The organism is Georgenia sp. M64 (assembly GCF_038049925.1).
Taxonomy (GTDB): domain Bacteria; phylum Actinomycetota; class Actinomycetes; order Actinomycetales; family Actinomycetaceae; genus Georgenia.
This window is the reverse complement of the sequence record NZ_CP145809.1, coordinates 728,763-750,704: the sequence shown is the minus strand read 5'-3', so window position 1 is coordinate 750,704 and position 21,942 is coordinate 728,763. Positions and strand designations below refer to the sequence as shown.

Here is a 21,942-nt window from a genome sequence, read left to right as displayed (position 1 = left end):
CACACGCATGGCCGACTCGTCCTTCGACATCGTCAGCAAGGTGGACCGCCAGGAGGTGGACAACGCCGTCAACCAGGCCGCCAAGGAGATCGCGCAGCGCTACGACTTCAAGAACGTCGGCGCCTCGGTGACCCTCGCCGGCGACGTGGTGACCATGACCGCCAACTCCGCCGAGCGGGTCAAGGCCGTCCTGGACGTCCTGCAGACCAAGCTCATCCGCCGCGGCGTCTCCCTCAAGGCCCTGGACCTCGGCGACGGCGAGCCTCGCGCCTCGGGCAAGGAGTACCGGCTGGCCGGGTCGCTCAAGGAGGGGCTGGACCAGGAGAACGCGAAGAAGATCACCAAGCTGATCCGCGATGCCGGCCCGAAGGGCGTCAAGGCCCAGATCACCGGCGACGAGGTGCGGGTGAGCTCGAAGAACCGCGACGACCTCCAGGCCGTCATCGCCCTGCTCAAGGGCGCCGACGACGTCGACGCGGCGCTCCAGTTCGTCAACTACCGCTGAGCGGACCCGCCGCCGGGCGGCGGCACAGCGCCGGGCGGCACCGCGCCGGGCGGCACCGCGCCGGCGGCCAGCGCAGCCGCTCCCGCCAGGACGGGGACCCCCCGGGCCGCGGTGACCGCCAGCCGCAGGGCGTCGACCTCGGCCCCGATGCCGAGGATGCGCTGGTAACCGACCGAGCCGGTGCGCGCGAGCTCGCGCCACACGCCGTCGCGCCGGCCGCTGACCACGAGGCCCTCGACCCGCTGCCCCTCGCGGATGGCCTCCTTGACGACGACGGCGTCCACGGGTTCGACCGCGCCGAGGTCGAGCGTCAGCGTCGGCTCGGGGTCGTCCGCCGCGGGCCGCCACCACGGGGCGGTCCCGGCGACGCCGCCGAGCCACCGGGAGGCGGCCGGCAGGGTCGGGTCGAGGACCTCCCCGGAGGAGGCCTCGACGGCGGCGTCCAGCGCCGACGCCCGCAGCGCGGCGACGCGCCGGCCGAGGCCGGCGAGCGCCTCTTTGTCCGGTGCCCCGATCCGGCCCCGCCGGTCCGGGGGCACGTTGAGCAGGAGCGTGGCGTTGCCCCCGACCACGGAGCGGTAGAGCGCGAAGAGCTCGTCGGCGGAGCGGACCTCGCCGTCCTCGGCGGGGTGGTGGAACCAGCCCGGGCGGATCGAGGTGTTGACCTCGGCGGGGTACCACACGAGCTCGTCCTGCCCGGCCAGCGCGGCGCGTGAGCCGAGGTCCTCATCGTCGCTGCGCACGAGCCGGGCGAAGCCCGGGTCGTCGGAGCGCTGGGACTGGCTCGCGGTCCGCTCGGCGTCCTGGAGCGCCCGCGGGACCACGCTCCACTCGTCGGGGCGCGTGTGCCCGGCCTCGTTGCCGCACCAGCGCACGTCGGGCCCGCACACGCTGAGGACGGCGTCGGGCTGCAGCTCCCGGACGACGGCGTGGTACCGCTCCCAGTCGTAGACCTGCCGGGCGCCCGTGGGTCCCTCGCCGTTCGCCCCGTCGAGCCACACCGAGAACACCGGGCCGTAGCCGCTCAGCAGCTCGGTGAGCTGGGCGACGTACACGTCGTCGTAGGCGCGACCGCTGCCGTAGGCGGGGTGCGAGCGGTCCCACGGCGAGAGATAGATGCCCAGGGCGAGGCCGTGCCGCTGGGCGGCGTCGGCGACCTCACGGACGAGGTCCCCGCGTCCCTCGCGCCAGGGGGATGCGGCGACGGAGTGGGTGGTCGTCGCCGTCGGCCACAGGCAGAAGCCGTCGTGGTGCTTGGCCGTGAGGACGACACCGGTCATCCCGGCCCCGGCGAGGCAGCGGACCCACTCGTCGGCGTCGACGTCGGGCGGGTCGAAGAGCGCCGGGTCCTCCCGGCCGGTCCCCCACTCGGCGTCGGTCATCGTGTTCATCCCGACGTGGAGGAACCCGTAGAGCTCGCGCGCCTGCCAGGCGAGCTGGCGGGCGCTCGGGCGCACGGACGCCAGGCGGTCGTCGAACCCGGTCGCTCTCGGCACGGGGGGACGGTACCGGCTCAGTACCCGGCCATGCGCTCCAGACGTGCGATCCGCTCGGCCATGGGCGGGTGGGTGGCGAACATCCGCGCGGCCCCGCCGCCCCGGAAGGGGTTCGCGATCATCATGTGGCTGACGTTCTCCAGCCGCTGCGTCGGCTGGAGCGGCCGGGCGCTCGTCCCGGCCTCGATCTTGCGCAGCGCGGAGGCCAGCGCCAGGGGGTCGCCGGTGAGCTGCGCGCCGTCCTCGTCGGCGTCGTACTCGCGCGTGCGGGAGATCGCCAGCTGGATGAGGCTGGCGGCGATCGGGGCGAGCAGCGCCGTCGCGAGCAGGGCGAGCGGGTTGGCGTTGCGGTCACGGCCGCCGAAGAAGAGCATGAACTGCGCGACCGAGGTGATGACCCCCGCGAACGCCGCGGCCACCGACGAGGTGAGGATGTCCCGGTTGTACACGTGCATGAGCTCGTGCCCGAGCACGCCCCGCAGCTCGCGCGGCTCGAGCATCTGGAGGATGCCCTCGGTGCAGCACACGGCGGCGTTGCGCGGGTTGCGCCCGGTGGCGAAGGCGTTGGGCTGTGCCGTGGGCGCGATGTAGAGCCGGGGCATCGGCTGGCGGGCCGCCGTCGCGAGCTCACGGACGATGGCGTGGTAGCCCGGCGCCTCGGCCTCGCTGACCGGCCGGGCCCGCATCGCCCGGATGGCGATCTTGTCGGAGTTCCAGTAGCCGTAGAAGGTAGTGGCGAGGCCGATGACCGCGAAGACCCAGATGAAGGCCGACCGGCCGGTCCCGTTGGCGACGAGGGCGCCGATGCCGAGCATGAGGGCCCACATCGCCCCGAACAGCAGCGTCGTCTTCAGGCCGTTGTGGTGCCTCATCCACGATCCTCTCCTCGGCCGGTGTGCCACCACCGACCACAACGATCGGCGCCCGTCCGGGGTTCCGGCGCCGATCCGGCCGCGGGGACCTGCTCAGAGCAGGCGGCCGTCGTGCTCCTCACCGCGGGAGATCGCCGTCATCGTCTCGCGCTCGACGACCTTGACCCGCTCACGCTCGACCCCCTCGTAGGCCTGGCCGAGCTGTTGCTCGAAGGCGTCGAGGAGCTCCCAGCCCTCCCACGTCGTGTACCGCACACCCGCCGCGTCGAGCTCGGCGAGCATCGCCTCGTGCCCGACGGCGTCGCCGTGCGCGCGCAGCAGGCCGGCCCGGGCGTCCTCGACGAGGTGCGCGATCGTCTGCTGGGCGTCGGACTTCGTCGAGCCGATCAGGCCCACCGGGCCGCGCTTGATCCAGCCGGTGGCGTAGACGCCGGTGAGGTACTCGCCGTCGTCGCCGAGGACCCGGCCCTCGGTGTTGGGGATGACGCCGGACCGCTCGTCGAAGGGCAGGCCCGGGACGGGCGAGCCGAAGTAGCCCACCGCCCGGTAGACGGCCTGGACGGGGGTGTCGACGAACTCCCCCGTGCCCCGCACGCTGCCGTCGCCGGTGAGCTCGGTGCGCTCGGTGCGGATGCCCTCGACGCGGTCGGAGCCGAGCACCTCCACGGGCCGGTGCATGAAGTGCAGGTGGATGCGGCGCGGGGCGGTCCGCTCGGCGGGGTCCTTGAGCGTCCAGTCCATGAGGGTCTTGACGACCTGCTTGGTCTGGTTCGAGGACCGGATGGACTCCTCGGAGCCCTCGTCGAACTGGAAGTCCTCGTCGTAGACGACGACGTCGACGTCCGGCACCTTGCCCAGCTCGCGCAGCTCCAGCGGGGTGAACTTCACCTGCGCCGGGCCGCGGCGGCCGAAGACGTGCACGTCGGTGACGGGGCTCGCGGCCAGCGCCTGGGCGACGTTCTCGGGGATCTCGGTGACCATGAGGTCGCGCGCGTGCTTGGCGAGGATCCGCGCGACGTCGAGCGCGACGTTGCCGACGCCGAGCACCGCGACCTCCCGGGCCTCGAGCGGCCACGTGCGCGGGACGTCGGGGTGACCGTCGTACCAGGAGACGAAGTCCGCGGCGCCGTAGCTGCCGGGCAGCTCGATCCCGGGGATGTTCAGGGGGGCGTCGCGGTCGGAGCCGGTGGAGAAGATCACCGCGTCGTAGTGCCGCTGCAGGTCCGCCAGGGAGACGTCCTTGCCGACGTCGACGTTCCCGACGAGCCGGATGTCCCCGCGCTGGAGGATCTTGTACAGCGCCACGATGATCTGCTTGATCCGCGGGTGGTCCGGGGCGACGCCGTAGCGCACGAGGCCGAACGGGGCGGGCAGCCGCTCGAAGAGGTCGATGGACACCTCGAGCCCTGACTTGGACAGGATGTCGGCGGCGTAGATGCCGGCCGGGCCGGCGCCGACGAGCGCGACGGACAACGGGCGGGAGCTGGTCACGGGTGCCTCTCGTACGGGGTGCCGGGCCGTCGGCGCTGGGCACGGCCCTGGGAAGTCCAGCGACCAGTCTAGGACGGCGGGCGTCCGGCGTCGTTCGGCGTCCGTCACACCCCGGCCGCGGATCTGCCAGAGTGCGTGGGTGAGCCTCTCCCCCACCGAGCCCGGAGCCGGAGCGCCGGCCGCAGCCGCCGCCGGGACCGACACCGCCCCCGGCGCCCCCGGCGCCCCCGGCGGGACCGTCCCCGGACCCGGCGGGCGGACGTCCGACGCGACGCCGACCGGCGGCCTGCCCTACGGCCTGGGCGCCTACCTCATGTGGGGCGCCTTCCCGCTGTACTTCCGCCTCCTGGAGGAGGCGGGCGCGGTCGAGATCGTCGCGCACCGCGCGGCGTGGAGCCTGGTGTTCTGCCTGGGCCTGCTGGCCGTGACCGGTGCGCTGCGGACCCTGCGCCCGGTGCTGCGCTCCGGCCGGACGCTGGCGGTGCTCTCCCTCGGCGCGGCGCTGGTGGCGGCGAACTGGCTCGTCTACGTCTACGGGGTCAACACCGGCCGCACGGTCGACGCCGCGCTCGGCTACTTCATCAACCCGCTCGTCACCGTCCTCCTCGCCGTCGTGGTCCTCGGCGAGCGCCTGCGCCCGATGCAGTGGGTGGCGACCGGGGTCGGCGGGGCGGCCGTCGTCGTCATCGCGGTCGGCTACGGCAAGCTGCCGTGGATCTCCCTCACCCTGGCGGCGACCTTCGGCCTGTACTCGCTGGTGAAGAACCGCGTGGGCCGGACCGTGGGCGCCCTGGCGGGCCTGACCGTCGAGACCGCCGCGCTCTTCCCGGTGGCGGTCGCCTACCTCGTCGTCCTGGGCGCGACGGGCGCCGGGGTGGTCGGCGTCGCCGGTGCCGACCCCGGCCTGACGGCGCTCCTCGTCGCCTCCGGGCCGCTCACCGCGGTGCCCCTGCTGCTGTTCGGCGCGGCGGCCCGCCGGCTGCCGCTGAGCGTCATCGGCATGCTCCAGTACCTCACGCCCGCCCTCCAGCTCGCGGTGGGCGTGGCGGTCTTCCACGAGCCGATGCCGCCGGAGCGGTGGGCGGGGTTCGCGCTGGTGTGGGCCGCGATCGTCGTGCTCAGCGTCGACGGCGCGCGCGCCGAGCGGACCCGCCGGCGCCTGGTGCGCGCCTGAGGCGTCAGGCCAGGCGGTCCACGAGCAGGGAGGCGAAGGCGCCGAGGGCGTCCTTGACCGGCCCCTCGGGCAGCGGCGCGAGCTCGGCGACGGCGTCGTGGGCCCACGCGGTGGCCAGCGCCTTGGCCTCGGCGACGACCTCGTGGTCGCGCAGGCCGGCGACGACGGCACGCAGGTCCTCGTCCGAGCCGAGGTCGGTGCCCAGCCGGGCCAGCACGGCGGCGCCGGCCTCGTCCAGGGTGCCGGCGGCGGCACGCTCGCGCAGCAGCAGCACCGGCATGGTGTCGACCCCCTCGCGCAGGTCCGTGCCGGGGGTCTTGCCGGTCGTGGCGGCGTCGGCCGAGAGGTCGATGACGTCGTCGGCGAGCTGGAACGCCACGCCGACCTTCTCGCCGTAGCGGGCCATGACCTCGGCGACCTCGGCGCCCGCGCCGGAGAACGTCGCGCCGTAGCGCGCGGAGGTCGCGATGAGGGAGCCGGTCTTGTCCGCGAGGACCTGGATGTAGTGGGCGCGGGCGTCCTGGCCGTCGGCGGGCCCCAGGGTCTCGTGGAGCTGGCCCAGGCACAGCCGCTCGAAGGTCTCGGCGTGGACCCGCACGGCGTCCGGGCCGAGGGAGGCGACCATCTGGGACGCACGGGCGAAGAGCAGGTCCCCGGTGAGGATGGCCACGGAGTTGCCCCACACCTCGTGGGCGGCGGGCGCCCCGCGACGCATCGGCGCCGAGTCCATGACGTCGTCGTGGTACAGGGTGGCGAGGTGCGTCAGCTCGACGGCGACCCCGGCGGTGAGGACGTCGTCGCCGGTGCCCTCCCCCAGCTGGGCGGCCAGCAGGGTGAGCAGCGGCCGCAGCCGCTTCCCGCCCGCCGCGGCCAGGTGCGCCGCCGGGGCGTCGACGAGCGCGTCGGCGCCGGCCACGGCGGCGCGCAGCCGCTCCTCCACCGCGGTCATGGCGGGCTGGAGCCGGGCCTCGAGCTCGGCGTCCCCCAGGGGGAGGATGGTCGTCGTCACGAGGGGAACGGTACTCAAGGAAGGAACACCGCCGCCTGCGCGGCGAGGTCGAGCACCGGGCCGGGCAGGACACCGAGCAGCACGGTGCCGACGACGGCGACGCCCACCGCCACCGTGGTCAGGCCCTCCGAGGCCACCACCGCGGTGGTCTCGCCGTCGGGCTCGGTGAAGAACATGAGCACGACGAGGCGCACGTAGAAGAACGCCGTGGCGGCCGAGGCCAGCACCGCCAGGAGGACGAGGACCCACGCGCCGCCGTCGACGCCGGCGGAGAACACCGCGAACTTCCCGATGAAGCCGCCGGTGAGCGGGATCCCCGCGAAGGACAGCAGGAACACGACCATCGCGACGGCCGCGGCCGGGCTGCGCCGCCCGAGCCCCGCCCACTGGGACAGGTGCGTCGCCTCGCCGGTGACGTTGCCCTCGGTGTCACGCTCGCGCACGAGGGTGACCAGGGCGAACGCGCCGACCGTGGCCAGGCCGTAGGCGAGGAGGTAGAAGAGCACCGAGGAGATGCCCTGGGACCGCAGGGAGATGACGCCGATGAGCACGAAGCCGGCGTGGGCGATCGAGGAGTACGCGAGCATCCGCTTGACGTCGGTCTGGATGATGCCGAGCACCGTGCCCACGAGCATGGTGAGGATGATCACCGCCCACATGAACGGGGCGAGGTCCCAGCCGAGGTCGGGCACGACGACGTAGACGAAGCGCAGGAGCGCCCCGAAGGCCGCCACCTTGGTCGCGGCCGCCATGAACCCGGTGACCGGGGTGGGGGCGCCGGTGTAGACGTCGGGGGTCCAGGCGTGGAAGGGCACGGCGCCGACCTTGAACAGCAGGCCCATGATCACCAGGACGGAGCCGCCCAGGAGCAGCCAGTCCATGCCCACGGTCGCCGGGACGGCCTGCGCGAGGCCGGACAGGCGCACCGTGCCGGAGTAGCCGTAGAGCAGCGCGATGCCGAAGATGACGAACGCCGAGGCGAACGCCCCGAGGAGGAAGTACTTCAGGGACGCCTCCTGCGAGAGCAGGCGCCGCCGCCGCGCCATGCCCGAGAGCACGTACAGCGGCAGGGACAGCACCTCCAGCGCCACGAAGAGGGTGAGCAGGTCGCCGGCGGCCGGGAAGGCCAGCATGCCGGTCAGCGCGAACATCGTCAGCGGGAAGACCTCGGTCTGGACCCAGGCGGCGCGGGTGGAGTCCGCCTCCTCGGGCGAGCCCGGCCGCGAGGCGGCCATGGCCACGAACGCCCCCTCGCCCGACTCGGTCCGGTCGGCGATGACGAGGAGCCCGAGGAACCCCACGAGCGCGAGGATCGCCTGGGCCGCCAGGGTCGGACCGTCCTCGATGAGCGCGCCGCCGACGATCTCACGCGGCCCCTCGGCCTCGACGACCGTCCAGCGCCACACGACGGCCACGAGCGCGGCGGCGGTGGCGAGCAGGCTCAGCACCAGCTGGACGGCCCGGCGGGCCGGCCGCGGCACGAAGGCCTCGAGGAGCACACCGAGGACGGCGGCCCCCAGGACGATGAGGATCGGGGTCAGGGCCGCCCAGTCGACGGCGGGTGCGACGAACGTGTTCACTTGTTCTCCTCGTGCGTCCCGGCGGTGGACGCCGGCAGGTGGGCCGCGTCGGCGGACTCCACGGAGCTGGGCTGGTCGAGAGCGAGCTGCGCGGCCAGCGGGGTCACGGCGTCGATGACCGGGGCGGGGTAGAAGCCCAGCGCGAGCATCGCGGCCACGAGCGGGCCGACGACCCACTTCTCCCGGGCGCGCAGGTCGCGCACCGCCAGCAGGCTCTCCTGCGGCGGGCCGGTGAAGATCCGCTGGTAGGGCAGCAGGATGTACAGGGCGGCGATGATGACGCCGAGGACGGCGACGACGCCGGCGACGACCGAGACCCGGAAGGTGCCCTGCAGCACGAGGAACTCCGGGACGAACCCGCTCAGGCCCGGCAGGGCGATCGTGGCCAGGCCGGAGACGAGGAAGGTGCCCGCCAGGACCGGCGTGATGCGCTGCATCCCGCCGTAGGCGGGGATGTGCTGGGTCCCGCCGCGGACGGAGAGGAACCCGGCCACGAAGAACAGCGCCGCAATCGAGACGCCGTGGGCGACCATGTACACCATCGCGCCGACCAGGGCCACCTCGTCCCGGACGAAGATGCCCAGGACGATGAAGCCGAAGTGGCTCACCGAGGTGAAGGCGATCATCCGCATGATGTCGCGCTGGCCCACCGCGAGCAGGCCGCCGTAGATGATCGAGACCAGGGCCAGGGCGACGATGACCGGCGCGGCCCACTCGGCGGCCGCGGGGAAGAGCGGGATCGCCAGGGTGATCATCCCGAAGGTGCCGACCTTGTCCAGGACGCCGACGAGGAGGACGGACGTGCCGGCCGGCGCCTGCTGGGCGGTGTCGGGCAGCCAGGTGTGCACGGGCCACATCGGGGCCTTGATCGCGAACGCGATGAAGAAGGACAGGAACAGCAGCCGTTCGCCCCACACGCTCGTGGTGATGCTCCCGGCGAGGGAGTCGACGAGGAAGCCCTGCTCGCCGCCGGGCCCCACGAGGTACACCGCGACGACGCCGACGAGCATGATGAGCCCGCCCGCGAGCGAGTACAGGAGGAACTTCAGGGCGGCGGTGCGGCGGCGGGGGCCGCCGTAGTTGCCGATGAGGAAGTACACCGGGATGAGCATCGCCTCGAACAGGACGTAGAAGAGGAACACGTCCCGGGCGGCGAACACCGCCACCATGAGCGCCTCGAGGAGCAGCACCAGCACGACGTAGCCCATCTGGCGGCGCTCGACCACCGTGCCGGGGACCGCGACCTCCTGGTCGCGCCACGCGGCCAGGACGACGAGCGGCACGAGCGCCACGGCGAGCAGGACCATGACCAGGCCCAGACCGTTGACACCCAGGGCCCAGGAGACCCCGAGCTGCGGGATCCACGGGGTGACCTCACCGAGCTGGACGTCCCCGGCGGCGCCGAGGTCGAACAGGGTGGCCGCCACGACGGCGAGGGCGAGCTCGACCAGGGACACCACCAGCGCGTAGGGCCGCGCGACGCGGTGCAGCGGGCGCACGAGCCACAGCACCAGGGCGGCCGCGGCCGGAAGCGCGATGAGGACCGTCAGCCACGGGAAGGATGCCTCGTTCATAGTCTGCAACTTCCTCTACTTCCTTCAGTGCCCTAGACGCGCGAGGCGAGGACGACGACCAGGGCGAGCACCACGCCGGCGAGCATCGTCGCGGCGTAGGTGCGGACGTAACCGTTCTGGAGGCGGGCCAGGACCCGGCCGGTGCCGGAGGTCCCCCGGGCCAGCCCCATGACGGCCCCGTCGACGACGGCAGAGTCGGCGTAGACGAGCGAACGGGTGAGGTACTGGGACGGCCGCATGAAGACGCCCTCGTTGACGGCGTCCTGGTACAGGTCGTTGCGGGCCGCGACGACGAGCGGCGAGCCCGCCGGGGCCACCACGGGCACCTCGGCGGCGCCGTAGCGGCGCCAGGCGAGGAACGCGCCGAGGAGGACGAGCACGATGGTGGCGACCACGATGACCGGCACCGGGAGCACCGGCTCGCGGTGCTCGACCTGGCCGGTGACCGGCTCGAGCCAGGTGACGAACCCGTCGCCGGCGGCCATGAGCCAGCCCAGACCCACCGAGCCCACCGCGAGGATGATCATGGGCACCGTCATGAGGGCCGGGGCCTCGTGCGGGTGCTGCTCGGCCCCCTCCTCCGCGGTGGTCCAGCGCGCCTTGCCGTGGAAGGTCATGAAGAACATGCGCGACATGTAGAACGCGGTGATGCCGGCGCCGAGGAGCGCGACGGTGCCGAGAACCCAGGGCTGCCAGCCCTCGCCCACGTACGCGGACTCGATGATCTTGTCCTTGCTCCAGAAGCCGGAGAACGGCGGGACGCCGAGGATCGCGAGCCACCCCATCATGAAGGTGATCCAGGTGATCTTCATGAACCGCGAGAGGTTGCCGAACCGGCGCATGTCCACCTGGTCGTTCATGCCGTGCATGACCGAGCCGGCCCCGAGGAACATCCCGGCCTTGAAGAAGCCGTGGGTGACGAGGTGGAAGATGGCGAAGGCGTAGCCGACGGGACCCAGGCCCGCCCCGAGCATCATGTAGCCGATCTGGGACATGGTCGAGGCCGCGAGGACCTTCTTCATGTCGTCCTTGGCGGAACCGACGATCGCCCCGAACAGCAGCGTGATGGCGCCGACGATCGCCACGACGAGAAGCGCGGTCGGCGCCCCGTCGTAGACCGGGCCGGAGCGCACCACGAGGTAGACGCCGGCGGTGACCATGGTGGCGGCGTGGATGAGCGCCGAGACCGGCGTCGGGCCGGCCATGGCGTCGCCGAGCCAGGCCTGGAGGGGGAACTGGGCCGACTTGCCGGTCGCGGCGAGCAGGAGGAAGAGCCCGATCGCAGTGAGGAGCCCCTCCCCCGCGCCGGCGGCGGAGCTGAAGACGGTGGCGAAGTCGAGGGCGCCGAACGCGGCGAACATCGTCATCATCGCCAGGAGCAGGCCGACGTCGCCGACCCGGTTCATGACGAACGCCTTCTTCGCGGCCACGGCGTAGTCGGTGCGGTAGTTCCAGAAGCCGATGAGCAGGTACGACGCCAGGCCCACGCCCTCCCAGCCGACGAAGAGCAGCACGTAGCTGTCGGCGAGGACGAGCAGGAGCATGGCCGCGACGAAGAGGTTGAGGTAGGCGAAGAACCGGCGCCGGTCGTGGTCGTGCTCCATGTAGGCCACGGAGTAGATGTGGATGAGCGTGCCGACGAACGTCACGAGCATGACGAAGGTCATCGACAGCGGGTCGATCCGCATCCCGGCCTCGACGCTGAGGTCCCCGGCCGGGATCCAGCTGAAGAGGTGGATGTCCATGACCCGCTCCTCCGCGGGGAGCCCGAGGAGCTGGAGGATGACGAGGAGCCCGACGACGAAGGACGCCGCCGAGGCGAGCACCCCGAGCCAGTGGCCCCAGCGGTCCGCGCGGCGTCCGGCGACGAGCAGCAGACCCGCGCTGAGCAGCGGCACGGCGACGAGGAGCCACGCCAGTGACGCGGCGCCGGAGGCGGCCGTCGGCTCGGCGACGGCGCCCGGCAGGGCCAGCGGGAGGGCCGTGGGCACGGTGAGAGAACCCAGCATGGTGGTGTTCACGCCTTCCCGGTCAGTTCTTCAGCAGGTTGACGTCGTCGACCGACGCGGACCTGCGGGTTCGGAAGATGGACACGATGATCGCCAGGCCGACCACGACCTCCGCGGCGGCGACGACCATGACGAAGAAGGCGATCACCTGGCCCGTGAGGTTGCCGTGGAGGCGGGCGAAGGTCACCAGGGCGAGGTTGGAGGAGTTGAGCATGATCTCCACGCCCAGCAGCGCCACGATGGCGTTGCGGCGCAGCAGCACCGCGGTGGCGCCGATGGCGAAGAGGATGCCCGAGAGCACCAGGTAGTTGAGCAGGCTCATCGGTTACCGTCCTCGGCGTTCTCGGTCAGGGCCGGGGCCTGGCGCGCCGCGGGCAGGGCCGGCGGCGGCTCGCCCGGCATGCCGGGCAGCCCGGACTGGGGCACGTCGGCCGCGGGCGTGGCGCCGCGGCGGCGCGCGACCGCCTCGACGACCTGGGGTGCGACCTCACCGATGGAGACCTGCTGGCCGCGGATGCGCAGCACGCGCGGGACCGAGTCCTCGATGGGCTGGCCCGCGGCCGACAGGGCCGGCACGCTCGCGGCGTTCGACCGCGCGTACACGCCGGGGGCGGGCTGCTGCGCGATCGAGGCGCCCCGATCGGCGAACGCGCGCATCTTGGCGTCCGCGACGTCCTTCTGGGACAGCCGCGCGGTGAGCCGGTCGCGGTGGGTGAGGGTCACCGCGCCGAGCGCGGCGGTGATGAGCAGCGCCCCGGTCAGCTCCATCGTCAGCACGTGGTCGGAGAAGATCAGCCGGGCGACGCCCACGGGGTTGGAGTCGGCGTTGGCCGCCTCGATCCCGACCGGGGCGGGCATCGTCGTCGTGACGACGACCCCCACGAGCACCAGCGCGAGCCCGAGTCCGGCGAGGGCCGCGACCCAGCGCTGGCCCTTGATCGTCTCGTGCAGGGAGTCCGAGGCGTCGACGCCGACGAGCATGAGCACGAAGAGGAACAGCATCATGATCGCGCCGGTGTAGACCACGACCTGGGCGACACCGAGGAACGGGGCGCCCTGGGCGACGTAGAGGAACGCCAGGGAGATCATCACCACGACGGCGCAGAGCGCCGCGTAGACGGCCTTGTGGGCGAACACCAGGCCGAGGGCCGCCAGCACCATGATGGGGGCGAGCACCCAGAAGAGCAGGGTCTCGCCGCCGCTGACCGTGCCGGTCTGGGCCAGGGTCGCCGGCAGGACGGCGGGCAGGGTGGTCACTTGGTGCTCCCCCCCACGGGCGAGGCGACGCGGGCCGTGCCGAGGGTGGGGTCGCCGGCGCGCCGCTCGCGCACCCAGGCGACCTGGTCCTCGGTCGGTCCGGTGATCTCGCCGCGGTAGTAGTCGTCGTCGTCGGTGCCCTCGGCCATGGGGTGCGGCGCGGCCAGCATCCCCTCGAGCATGGGGGCGAGGAGGTCCTGCTTCTCGTAGATGAGGCCCTCCCGGGTGGGCCCGGCGAGCTCGTACTCGTTGGTCATCGTCAGCGCCCGGGTAGGGCACGCCTCGATGCACAGCCCGCAGAAGATGCACCGCAGGTAGTTGATCTGGTAGACGCGGCCGTACCGCTCCCCCGGCGAGAACTGGGCGTCGGGGGTGTTGTTGCCGGCCTCGACGTAGATCGCGTCGGCGGGGCACGCCCAGGCGCACAGCTCGCACCCGATGCACTTCTCCAGGCCGTCGGCGTAGCGGTTGAGCTGGTGACGACCGTGGTAGCGCGGCTGGGTGGGCACCTTCTCGAAGGGGTACTGCTCCGTGACGATCGGCCGGAACATCGAGGAGATGGTCACGCCGAAGCCCGCGACCGGGGCGAAGAACTGCCCCACCGGGCCCTTCTGCGCCGGTCCGAGCGCCGCCGGGTCGAACTTGGCGACCTCGCCGCGGCGCCGGTCGCGGCGACCGAGCGCGCCGCCGGTGGTGTCCTCAGCCATCGTGGCCCTCCTTCTCCTGGGTCTGTGCGGCCATGGCGGCGGCCTCGCGCCGGGCGCGCCGCGGCGAGGGCGGGAGCACCTGGCCGGGCATCGGCGGGACGGGGTAGCCGCCGGCGAACGCGTCGAAGTCGCTGGAGCCGGGGACGATGTCGGCGCGCGTGGCCGGCGCCACCTCCACGGGCTCCTCGTCCTTGCGGGCGGGCCACACCAGCAGCACCACCATGAGCACGGCGAAGACCCCGGCGATCCACAGCAGCATCGTCGTGAGGTCGGTGTCGGTGAACTGGCGCACGCCCTGGACGACGGCGACGAGGACGAGCCACACCAGCGCGACGGGGATGAGGACCTTCCAGCCCAGCTTCATGAACTGGTCGTAGCGCAGGCGCAGGAGCGTGCCGCGGATCCAGATCATCGTGAACATGACCACCCAGACCTTGGCGACGAACCACAGCATCGGCCACCAGCCGGTGTTGAGGACGCCGTCGCCCAGGGTCGACAGGGGCCACGGGGCGCGCCAGCCGCCGAGGAACAGGGTCACCGCGACGCCGGAGACGTTGAACATGTTGATGTACTCGGCGAGGAAGAACCACGCGAACTTCATCGACGTGTACTCGACCATGTGGCCGGCGACGAGCTCGCCCTCGGCCTCGGGCAGGTCGAACGGGAGGCGGTTGACCTCCCCGACCATGGAGATGTAGTAGACGACGAACGCGGGCAGCAGGGCGACGACCCACCACAGCTGGGTCTGGGCGTCGACGATCTGCGAGGTCGACATCGAGCCGGAGACGAGGAAGACGCTGACCAGCGACAGGCCCATGCTCAGCTCGTAGGAGATGACCTGGGCCGAGGAGCGCACCGAGCCCAGCAGCGGGTAGGTCGAGTTCGACGACCAGCCGCCCAGCACCAGGCCGTACACCCCGAAGGAGGTGATGGCCAGGATGTACAGGACCGCGACGGGGATGTCGGTGAGCTGGAGCGGGGTGGTGATGCCGAAGATCGACACCGCCGGCCCGAACGGCAGCACGGCGTAGACCATGAACGAGGAGAACGCCGCGATGAAGGGCGCCAGGACGAAGACGATCTTGTCCGCGCCCTTGATCGTGAAGTCCTCCTTGAGGACCAGCTTGAGCGCGTCACCGACGGCCTGGAGCAGGCCGAGGGGGCCGTGCACGTTCGGTCCGGGGCGGGTCTGCATCCGGCCCAGCCCGCGGCGCTCGACCCACAGGGCCAGGAGCACCGACAGCAGGAGGAACACGAGGATGAAGACCGCCTTGAGCAGGACGATCCACCAGGTGTCCTGGCTGAAGTCCGCTGAGGGCAGCGCGGCGGTGGCCGGCAGCAGGGTGGTCATCGGTCCTCCTTGGCCGAGAGCGTGACGACCGCGCCGGCGCCCGCGCCGAGCATGGCGTGGACGCTGGAGCCGGGCGAGTTCTGCGGCAGCCACACCACGTGCTCGGGCATCGTGGTGATCGAGACGGGCAGGGTGATGCTCCCCGTGGGACCGGTGACGGTCAGCGGGGCGCCCTCGGCCAGGCCGAGACCCGCGGCGGTCGTCGCGGAGACCCGGGCGACCGGCCGGTGGGCGGTGCCGGCGAGGTGCGGCTCGCCGTCCTGGAGGCGTCCGGAGTCGAGCTGGAGCTTCCAGGTGGCCAGGACCGCCTCGCCCGTGCCGGGCGCGGGCAGGGCGGCGGGGGCCACCTCGGGGGCGCCGGGGCGGGCGCCCTCCCAGCCGGAGAGCTCGGCGAGCTCGGCGTGCAGGGCCGTGAGGTCGCCCACGCGCAGGTCCACGCCCATCTCGGCGGCGAGGCTCTGCAGGACCTGACGGTCCGACATCGACCGGGAGACCAGCACCTGGCCGAACGGCCGGCGGCGGCCCTCCCAGCTGACGAACGTGCCGGCCTTCTCCACCGGCGGCGCGACGGGCAGGACGACGTCGGCGTGCTCGGTGACCTCGGAGCGGCGCACCTCGAGCTGGAGGACGAACCCGGCGGCGGCGAGGGCCTCGCGGGCCAGGGCCGGGTCGGGCAGGTCGAGCGGCTCGACGCCGCCGACGACGAGCGCCTTGAGCGCCCCCTCGCGGGCGGCGCGCAGGATGCCGGTGACGTCGCGGCCGGGCTGGCCGGGCAGCTGCTCGACACCCCAGACGGCGCCGGCGTCGACCCGGGCGCCGGCGTCGGCGACCTGGCGTCCGGCGGGCAGGAGCCCGGGCAGCAGGCCGGCCTCGACGGCGCCGACCTCACCGGCGCGGCGCGGGACCCAGGCGAGCCGGGCGCCGGTGCGCTCGGCCAGGGCGACGACGGCGGTGAGGGTGCCGCGGACGGCGGCGGCGCGCTCACCGACGAGGATGACGGCGCCGGGGGCCGCCAGCCGGGTGGCGAGCTCGGCGAGCTCGGGCTCGGAGGAGGCGGCGCGCACGGCGTCGACGACCTCCGGCTCGGTGCCCGGGGCCGCGGTGACGAGCTGGGCGCGCATCTTGGTGGCCCCGCGGGTGGCGAAGGGCGCGATCGTGGCGACCTTGACGGTGCCGGCGAGCATCCCCTTGCGCAGCCGCAGGAAGATCGTGCCGGACTCCTCCTCGGGCTCGAGGCCGACGAGGAGGACCTGCCCGGCGCGCTCGAGGTCGCCGAACGTCACGCCCAGGCCGCGTCCGGCGACGTGCTGGGCGAGGAACTGCGCCTCCTCCGCCGAGTGCACCCGCGAGCGGTGGTCGACGTCGTTGGTGCCCAGGGCGACCCGGGCGAACTTCGACCAGGCGTAGGAGTCCTCGAGGGTGAGGCGCCCGCCCGGGAGCAGGCCCACCCCGCCGTCGGCGCGGGCCGCGGCCAGCGCGGTCGCGGCGATGTCCAGGGCCTCGGACCAGCTCGTGGGCACGAGCTCACCGGTCTCCTCCTCCCGCACGAGCGGGAGGGTGAGGCGGTCCGGGGCGCTCTGCCACGTGTAGGCGAAGCGGTCCTTGTCGGTGATCCACTCCTCGTTGACCTCGGGGTCGTTGCCGGCGAGCCGGCGCACGACCGTGCCGCGGCGGTGGTCGACGCGGATGTCGGAGCCGCCGGCGTCGTGCTCGGCCACGGAGGCGATCGAGACGAGGTCGAAGGGGCGGGCCCGGAAGCGGTAGCTCGCCGAGGTCAGCGCCCCGACGGGGCAGATCTGGATGGTGTTGCCGGAGAAGTACGAGGCGAACGGGCGGCCCGAGCTGTCGGCCTCCGCCACGCCGAGCGGCCCGGAGGACAGCGAGCCGACCACGCCGGCCTCGCCGTCGGGACCGGTGAGGTCCGCCGCGCGGACCACGGGGACGTCCTCGTCGTCGGCGATGCCCAGGACCTTGGAGTCGAAGGTGCCGATCTGCGAGCCGTTGATGGCGTGCCGCTCCCGGCCGGGGGCGCCGCCGCCGCGGCCCTGGAGGGCGATGAAGGGGTCGCCGGCGATCTCGGCGGAGAAGCGGGTGCACCGCTGGCACAGGATGCAGCGGTCCCGGTCGAGGAGGACCTGGGTCGAGATCTTCAGCGGCTTGGGGAAGGTCCGCTTGATGTCGACGAACCGGGTCGCGGAGCGGCCGTTGCTCATCGCCTGGTTCTGCAGGGGGCACTCGCCTCCCTTGTCGCAGACCGGGCAGTCCAGCGGGTGGTTGATCAGGAGGAACTCCATGATCCCGTGCTGGGCCTTGTCGGCGACCTCGGAGGTGTGCTGGGTGGCCACCACCATCCCGGGGGCGACCTCCATCGTGCAGGAGGTCTGGGGCTTGGGCATCGGCTTGACGTTGCCCTCGCGGTCGGGCATCGCCACGTCGACGAGGCACTGGCGGCACGCCCCGGCAGGCTTGAGCAGCGGGTGGTCGCAGAAGCGCGGGATCTGGATCCCGGCGCGCTCGGCGGCGCGGATGATGAGGGTGCCCTTGGGCACCTGGACCTCCACGCCGTCGATCGTGACCGTCAGCAGCTCCACGGCCTCGGTCGTGGGGCGGTCGGTCGTGGCTGTCATCGGACACCTGCTTCGCTGAAGAGGGCGGAGGCCTCGTAGGGGAAGAGCTCCCAGGCGGGCGTGTGCGTCCCGGCCTCGAACTCGGCGCGGAAGTGCTTGATCCCGCTCTGGATGGGGGTCGCGGAGGCGTCGCCGAGGGCGCAGAAGGAGCGCCCCGCGATGTTGCCCGCCACGTCGAGGAGGAGGTCGACGTCGCTCGGCAGGCCCTTGCCGGCCTCGAGCCGGTGCATGACCTGCTTCATCCAGTAGGTGCCCTCGCGGCAGGGCGTGCACTTCCCGCAGGACTCGTGCTGGTAGAAGTCGGTCCACCGGGCGATGACGCGCACCACGGAGGTGGTGTCGTCGAAGACCATGAGCGCCCGGGTCCCGAGCATGGAGCCCGCCGCCCCGACGGCCTCGTAGTCGAGGGGGACGTCGAGCTCGGCCTCGGTGAAGATCGGGGTCGAGGACCCGCCCGGGGTCCAGAACTTCAGCGTCCGGCCCTCACGCATGCCGCCCGCGAGCTCGATGAGCTCGCGCATCGTGATGCCGAACGGGACCTCGAACTGGCCGGGGTTCTTCACGTGCCCGGAGACGGAGAAGATGCCGTGGCCGGTGCTCTTGGGCGTGCCCATCGAGCTGAACCAGTCCTTGCCGTGGGCGAGGATTCCTGGCACGGAGGCGATGGACTCGACGTTGTTCACCACGGTCGGGCGGGCGTACAGGCCCGCGACGGCCGGGAACGGGGGCTTGAGGCGGGGCTGGCCGCGCCGACCCTCGAGGGAGTCGAGCAGGGCGGTCTCCTCGCCGCAGATGTAGGCCCCGGCACCGGCGTGGACGACGATCTCGAGGTCGTAGTCGCCGTTCGGGCCCAGGCCCTTGCCGATGAGGCCCGCCTCGCGGGCCTCGCGCACCGCGGCCATGAGCCGGCGGTAGACGTGGACGACCTCGCCGCGCAGGTAGATGAAGGCGACGTTGCCGCCGATGGCGTAGGAGGTGATGGCCATGCCCTCGATGAGCGAGTGGGGGTTGGCCATCATGAGCGGGACGTCCTTGCAGGTGCCCGGCTCGGACTCGTCGGCGTTGACCACGAGGTAGCGGGGACCGCCGTCGGGCTTGGGCAGGAACGACCACTTCAGCCCCGTGGGGAACCCGGCGCCGCCGCGGCCGCGCAGGCCCGAGTCCTTGACGACGCCGACGACGTCCTCGGGGGCCATCGTCAGGGCCGTGCGCCAGCCCTCGTAGCCGCCGCGGTCACGGTAGGTGTCGAGCTTCCAGGACCGCTCGGCGTCCCAGATGTCGGTGAGGACCGGGGTGAGCCGGCCCGGCTCGGTGAGGCTCATTCGACATTCCCCTTGTGCTCGTCGCGGACCGTCTCGGGGGAGACGTCGCGCTCGGTGACCGGCTGCCGGTCGGCGCTGGAGCCCTCCTCGCCGACGGGCGGCGAGGTGATGTCGTCCGCGGCCTGCGCCGACTCCGTGGGCACCTGCGAGTCCCCGCCGGCCCCGGCCTCGCCGTCGGCGACGACGCGCGGTGCGGTCCAGCCGTTGTCGCGCGCGATGCGCAGCCCGAGGAGGCTGGCCTCCCCGGCGCCCACGCCCTCGTCGGCGCGGCCGTCCTCGAACCCGGCGAGGACGTGCTCGACCTCCTTGAAGGTGGCGACCGTGTCCGCCCCGCGGGTGGGGCGCACGGGCCGGCCGGCCGCGATCTGGTCGACGAGGTCGACCGCCGACGTCGGCGTCTGGTTGTCGAAGAACTCCCAGTTGACCATGACCACCGGGGCGTAGTCGCAGGCCGCGTTGCACTCGACCTGCTCGAGGGTGATCCGGCCGTCCGCCGTGGTCTCGTCGTGGCCCACGCCGAGGTGCTCGGAGAGCCGCTCCCAGATGATGTCGCCGCCCATGACGGCGCACAGCGCGTTGGTGCACACCCCCACGGTGTACTCACCGTTGGGGTGACGCTTGTACTGGCTGTAGAACGTCGCCACGGCCGAGACCTCGGCGCGGGAGAGGTCGAGCAGCTCCGCGCACAGCGCGATGCCGCGCGGGGAGACGTAGCCGTCCTCGGACTGCACGAGGTGCAGCAGGGGCAGCAGCGCCGACCGGGAGTCCGGGTAGCGCGAGATCAGCTCGGCGGCCTCGGAGCGCAGGCGCGCGTCGGCCTCGGGTGCGAACGACTCGCTCATCAGCGGTCCACCCCTCCCAGGACGGGGTCGATGGAGGCGAGGGTGACGACGACGTCGGCCAGCTGGCCGCCCTCGCACATCATCGCCGTGGACTGGAGGTTGGCGAAGGAGGGGTCCCGGAAGTGCGCCCGCCACGGGCGGGTGCCGCCGTCGGAGACGAGGTGGACGCCCAGGATGCCCTTGGCGTGCTCGACCTGCTGGAACACCTGCCCGGCCGGGACCCGGAAGCCCTCGGTCACGAGCTTGAAGTGGTGGATGAGGGACTCCATGGAGGTCCCCATGATCTCCTTGATGTGCTCCGGGGAGTTGCCCTGGCCGTCGCTGCCGATGGAGAGCTGGGCGGGCCAGGCGACCTTCTTGTCGGCCACCATGACCGGGCCCGGCGTGGCGTCGAGGCGGTCGAGCGCCTGGACGACGATCTTGATGGACTCGTAGCACTCCTCGAACCGGACCATCGTGCGGTTGTACGGGTCGGAGTAGTCGCGGACCGGGACGTCGAAGTCGAAGGTCTCGTAGCCGCAGTACGGCTGGTCCTTGCGCAGGTCGAGCGGCAGGCCGGCGGCGCGCAGGCAGGGCCCGGTCAGGCCCAGGGCCATGGACCCCGCCAGGGAGATGTAGCCGATCTTCTGCTGGCGCAGCTTGAACAGCGGGTTCTCCACCGTCAGGTCCTGCAGCTCCTTGACGGAGAGGCGGATGTTCGGCAGCAGCTCGCGGACGTAGTCGGTGGTACCCGGGGGCAGGTCCTGGGCGACGCCGGCCGGCCGGATGTAGGCGTGGTTCATCCGCAGGCCGGTGATGCGCTCGAAGATGCGCAGGATGTCCTCGCGGCCGCGGAAGGCCACGGTCATCATCGTCGTCGCGCCGAGCTCGTTGCCGCCGGTGCCGATGGCCACGAGGTGCGAGGCGATCCGGTTGAGCTCCATGAGCAGGACCCGGATGAGGGTGGCGCGGGCGGGGACCTGGTCGGTGATGCCCAGGAGCTTCTCGACCCCGAGGCAGTAGGCGACCTCCTGGTAGAACGGGGCGACGTAGTCCATGCGGGTGCAGAACGTCACGCCCTGGGTCCAGGTGCGGTACTCCATGTTCTTCTCGATACCGGTGTGCAGGTACCCGGTGCCGACGCGCAGCTCGCGGACCGTCTCGCCGTCGAGCTCGAGGATGAGCCGGAGCACGCCGTGGGTGGACGGGTGCACCGGGCCCATGTTGACGACGATGCGCTCCTCGCCCAGGCGCTCGGCCTCGGCGGCGATCTCGGCCCAGTCGCCGCCCTCGGCGACGAACTCCGGCGCGCCCGGCGCCTCGCCGGCGGGGCCGGCGGCGGTGGGGCGGGTGGTGGACGCGGACATCAGCTGTACGACCTCCGGGTGTCGGGCGGCGGGACGACGGCACCCTTGTACTCGACGGGGATGCCGCCGAGCGGGTAGTCCTTGCGCTGCGGGTGGCCTACCCAGTCGTCGGGCAGGGCGGTGCGGGCGAGGGCGGGGTGCCCGTCGAAGACGATGCCCATGAGGTCCCACGTCTCGCGCTCGTGCCAGTCGTTGCCGGGGTAGACGTCGATGACGGAGGGGACGTGCGGGTCGGCGTCGGGGGCCGCGACCTCGAGCCGGAGGTTGTGGCGGTGGGTCACCGACATGAGGTGGTAGACGGCGTGGAGCTCGCGGCCGACGTCGCCGGGGTAGTTCACGCCCGAGACGCCCAGGCACAGCTCGAAGCGCAGGTCCTGGTCGTCGCGGAGGTTGCGGCAGACCGTGACGAGGTGCTCGCGGGCGATGAAGAGGGTGAGCTCGCCGCGGTCGACGACGACCCGCTCGATGACGGCGTCGGGGTCGAGACCCTGCTCGGCGAGGAGCTCGACGAGGACATCGACGGCCTCGTCGAACCAGCCGCCGTAGGGCCGCTCGGACGCGGGCGGCAGGGCGACGGTGGTGACGAGCCCGCCGAAGCCGGAGGTGTCCCCCATCTCCCCCGCGCCGAACATGCCGTGCCGGGTGGCGACGACCTCGAGCTGGGTGCGCCCGCCGAGCGGGCCGGCCGGGATGTTCTGCGCCCCGCCCTCGAGGGCGGCCGCGGTCGAGGACTGCCCGATGCCGGCGGTGGCGTTGCCGGGCTTGGCGGCGTCGGCGGCC

The 21,942-nt window shown here is 72.7% G+C and carries 18 protein-coding genes; 2 read left to right on the top strand and 16 right to left on the bottom strand.

Going from position 1 to position 21,942, the window contains the following annotated elements; genetic code table 11:
• Nucleotides 1–7 precede the first annotated feature (7 nt).
• Nucleotides 8–505, top strand: coding sequence for a YajQ family cyclic di-GMP-binding protein (locus AAEM63_RS03310; protein ID WP_341360263.1), 498 nt, complete (start codon nt 8–10; stop codon nt 503–505).
• On the opposite strand, the gene AAEM63_RS03305 is transcribed toward AAEM63_RS03310, so the two are convergent.
• The 3 genes from AAEM63_RS03305 to AAEM63_RS03295 all read right to left on the bottom strand — a co-directional run bounded on the left by AAEM63_RS03305 (nt 496) and on the right by AAEM63_RS03295 (nt 4,364).
• Nucleotides 496–2,001 (bottom strand): alpha-L-fucosidase, encoded by a 1,506-nt coding sequence (locus tag AAEM63_RS03305; RefSeq protein ID WP_341360262.1) that lies wholly within the window; start codon nt 1,999–2,001, stop codon nt 496–498. The two genes, AAEM63_RS03310 and AAEM63_RS03305, sit on opposite strands and share 10 nt — an antisense overlap.
• 17 nt (nt 2,002–2,018) lie before the next feature.
• Nucleotides 2,019–2,873, bottom strand: coding sequence for a zinc metalloprotease HtpX (gene htpX, locus AAEM63_RS03300; RefSeq protein ID WP_341360261.1), 855 nt, complete (start codon nt 2,871–2,873; stop codon nt 2,019–2,021).
• A 93-nt stretch (nt 2,874–2,966) separates the two neighbouring features.
• Complete coding sequence (locus tag AAEM63_RS03295; protein ID WP_341360260.1) at nt 2,967–4,364, bottom strand: FAD-dependent oxidoreductase; 1,398 nt, start codon at nt 4,362–4,364, stop codon at nt 2,967–2,969.
• Nucleotides 4,365–4,503: 139 nt separating this feature from the next.
• Here AAEM63_RS03295 and rarD point away from each other — a divergent pair, with 139 nt between their 5' ends.
• Entirely contained in the window at nt 4,504–5,538 is a 1,035-nt protein-coding gene (rarD, locus tag AAEM63_RS03290; protein WP_341360259.1) for an EamA family transporter RarD, read from the top strand.
• Between the two features lie 4 nt (nt 5,539–5,542).
• Here the strand turns inward: rarD and AAEM63_RS03285 are convergent, their stop codons facing one another.
• The 13 genes from AAEM63_RS03285 to AAEM63_RS03225 are packed head-to-tail and all read right to left on the bottom strand — an operon-like array spanning nt 5,543 to nt 21,854.
• On the bottom strand, nt 5,543–6,547 hold the full coding sequence (locus AAEM63_RS03285; RefSeq protein WP_341360258.1) for a polyprenyl synthetase family protein: 1,005 nt from the start codon (nt 6,545–6,547) through the stop codon (nt 5,543–5,545).
• A 14-nt stretch (nt 6,548–6,561) separates the two neighbouring features.
• On the bottom strand, nt 6,562–8,127 hold the full coding sequence (gene nuoN, locus AAEM63_RS03280; RefSeq protein WP_341360257.1) for an NADH-quinone oxidoreductase subunit NuoN: 1,566 nt from the start codon (nt 8,125–8,127) through the stop codon (nt 6,562–6,564).
• A complete protein-coding gene (locus tag AAEM63_RS03275) occupies nt 8,124–9,701 on the bottom strand; it encodes an NADH-quinone oxidoreductase subunit M (protein WP_341360256.1) in 1,578 nt (525 codons plus the stop codon). Before AAEM63_RS03275 ends, nuoN begins: the two co-directional genes overlap by 4 nt.
• A gap of 32 nt (nt 9,702–9,733) precedes the next feature.
• Entirely contained in the window at nt 9,734–11,710 is a 1,977-nt protein-coding gene (gene nuoL / locus AAEM63_RS03270; RefSeq protein WP_341360255.1) for an NADH-quinone oxidoreductase subunit L, read from the bottom strand.
• Nucleotides 11,711–11,732: 22 nt separating this feature from the next.
• The gene (gene nuoK / locus AAEM63_RS03265; RefSeq protein ID WP_123917021.1) at nt 11,733–12,032 is read right to left on the bottom strand and encodes an NADH-quinone oxidoreductase subunit NuoK; all 300 of its coding nucleotides are present in this window, start codon (nt 12,030–12,032) and stop codon (nt 11,733–11,735) included.
• The gene (locus AAEM63_RS03260; RefSeq protein ID WP_341361297.1) at nt 12,029–12,958 is read right to left on the bottom strand and encodes an NADH-quinone oxidoreductase subunit J; all 930 of its coding nucleotides are present in this window, start codon (nt 12,956–12,958) and stop codon (nt 12,029–12,031) included. The genes nuoK and AAEM63_RS03260 overlap by 4 nt, the downstream gene beginning before the upstream one ends.
• A 5-nt stretch (nt 12,959–12,963) precedes the next feature.
• Nucleotides 12,964–13,674 (bottom strand): NADH-quinone oxidoreductase subunit NuoI, encoded by a 711-nt coding sequence (gene nuoI / locus AAEM63_RS03255; protein ID WP_341360254.1) that lies wholly within the window; start codon nt 13,672–13,674, stop codon nt 12,964–12,966.
• Complete coding sequence (nuoH, locus tag AAEM63_RS03250; RefSeq protein WP_341360253.1) at nt 13,667–15,025, bottom strand: NADH-quinone oxidoreductase subunit NuoH; 1,359 nt, start codon at nt 15,023–15,025, stop codon at nt 13,667–13,669. Before nuoH ends, nuoI begins: the two co-directional genes overlap by 8 nt.
• Nucleotides 15,022–17,652 (bottom strand): NADH-quinone oxidoreductase subunit G, encoded by a 2,631-nt coding sequence (locus AAEM63_RS03245; RefSeq protein ID WP_341360252.1) that lies wholly within the window; start codon nt 17,650–17,652, stop codon nt 15,022–15,024. The genes nuoH and AAEM63_RS03245 overlap by 4 nt, the downstream gene beginning before the upstream one ends.
• Nucleotides 17,649–18,974, bottom strand: a complete 1,326-nt coding sequence (gene nuoF, locus AAEM63_RS03240) for an NADH-quinone oxidoreductase subunit NuoF (protein ID WP_341360251.1) — start codon at nt 18,972–18,974, stop codon at nt 17,649–17,651. Before nuoF ends, AAEM63_RS03245 begins: the two co-directional genes overlap by 4 nt.
• Nucleotides 18,971–19,816: an NADH-quinone oxidoreductase subunit NuoE gene (gene nuoE, locus AAEM63_RS03235; protein WP_341360250.1), complete on the bottom strand. Its 846-nt coding sequence runs from the start codon at nt 19,814–19,816 to the stop codon at nt 18,971–18,973. The genes nuoF and nuoE overlap by 4 nt, the downstream gene beginning before the upstream one ends.
• Nucleotides 19,816–21,162 (bottom strand): NADH-quinone oxidoreductase subunit D, encoded by a 1,347-nt coding sequence (locus AAEM63_RS03230; RefSeq protein WP_341360249.1) that lies wholly within the window; start codon nt 21,160–21,162, stop codon nt 19,816–19,818. The genes nuoE and AAEM63_RS03230 overlap by 1 nt, the downstream gene beginning before the upstream one ends.
• Nucleotides 21,162–21,854: an NADH-quinone oxidoreductase subunit C gene (locus AAEM63_RS03225; protein WP_341361296.1), complete on the bottom strand. Its 693-nt coding sequence runs from the start codon at nt 21,852–21,854 to the stop codon at nt 21,162–21,164. The genes AAEM63_RS03230 and AAEM63_RS03225 overlap by 1 nt, the downstream gene beginning before the upstream one ends.
• Between the last annotated feature and the right edge of the window lie 88 nt (nt 21,855–21,942).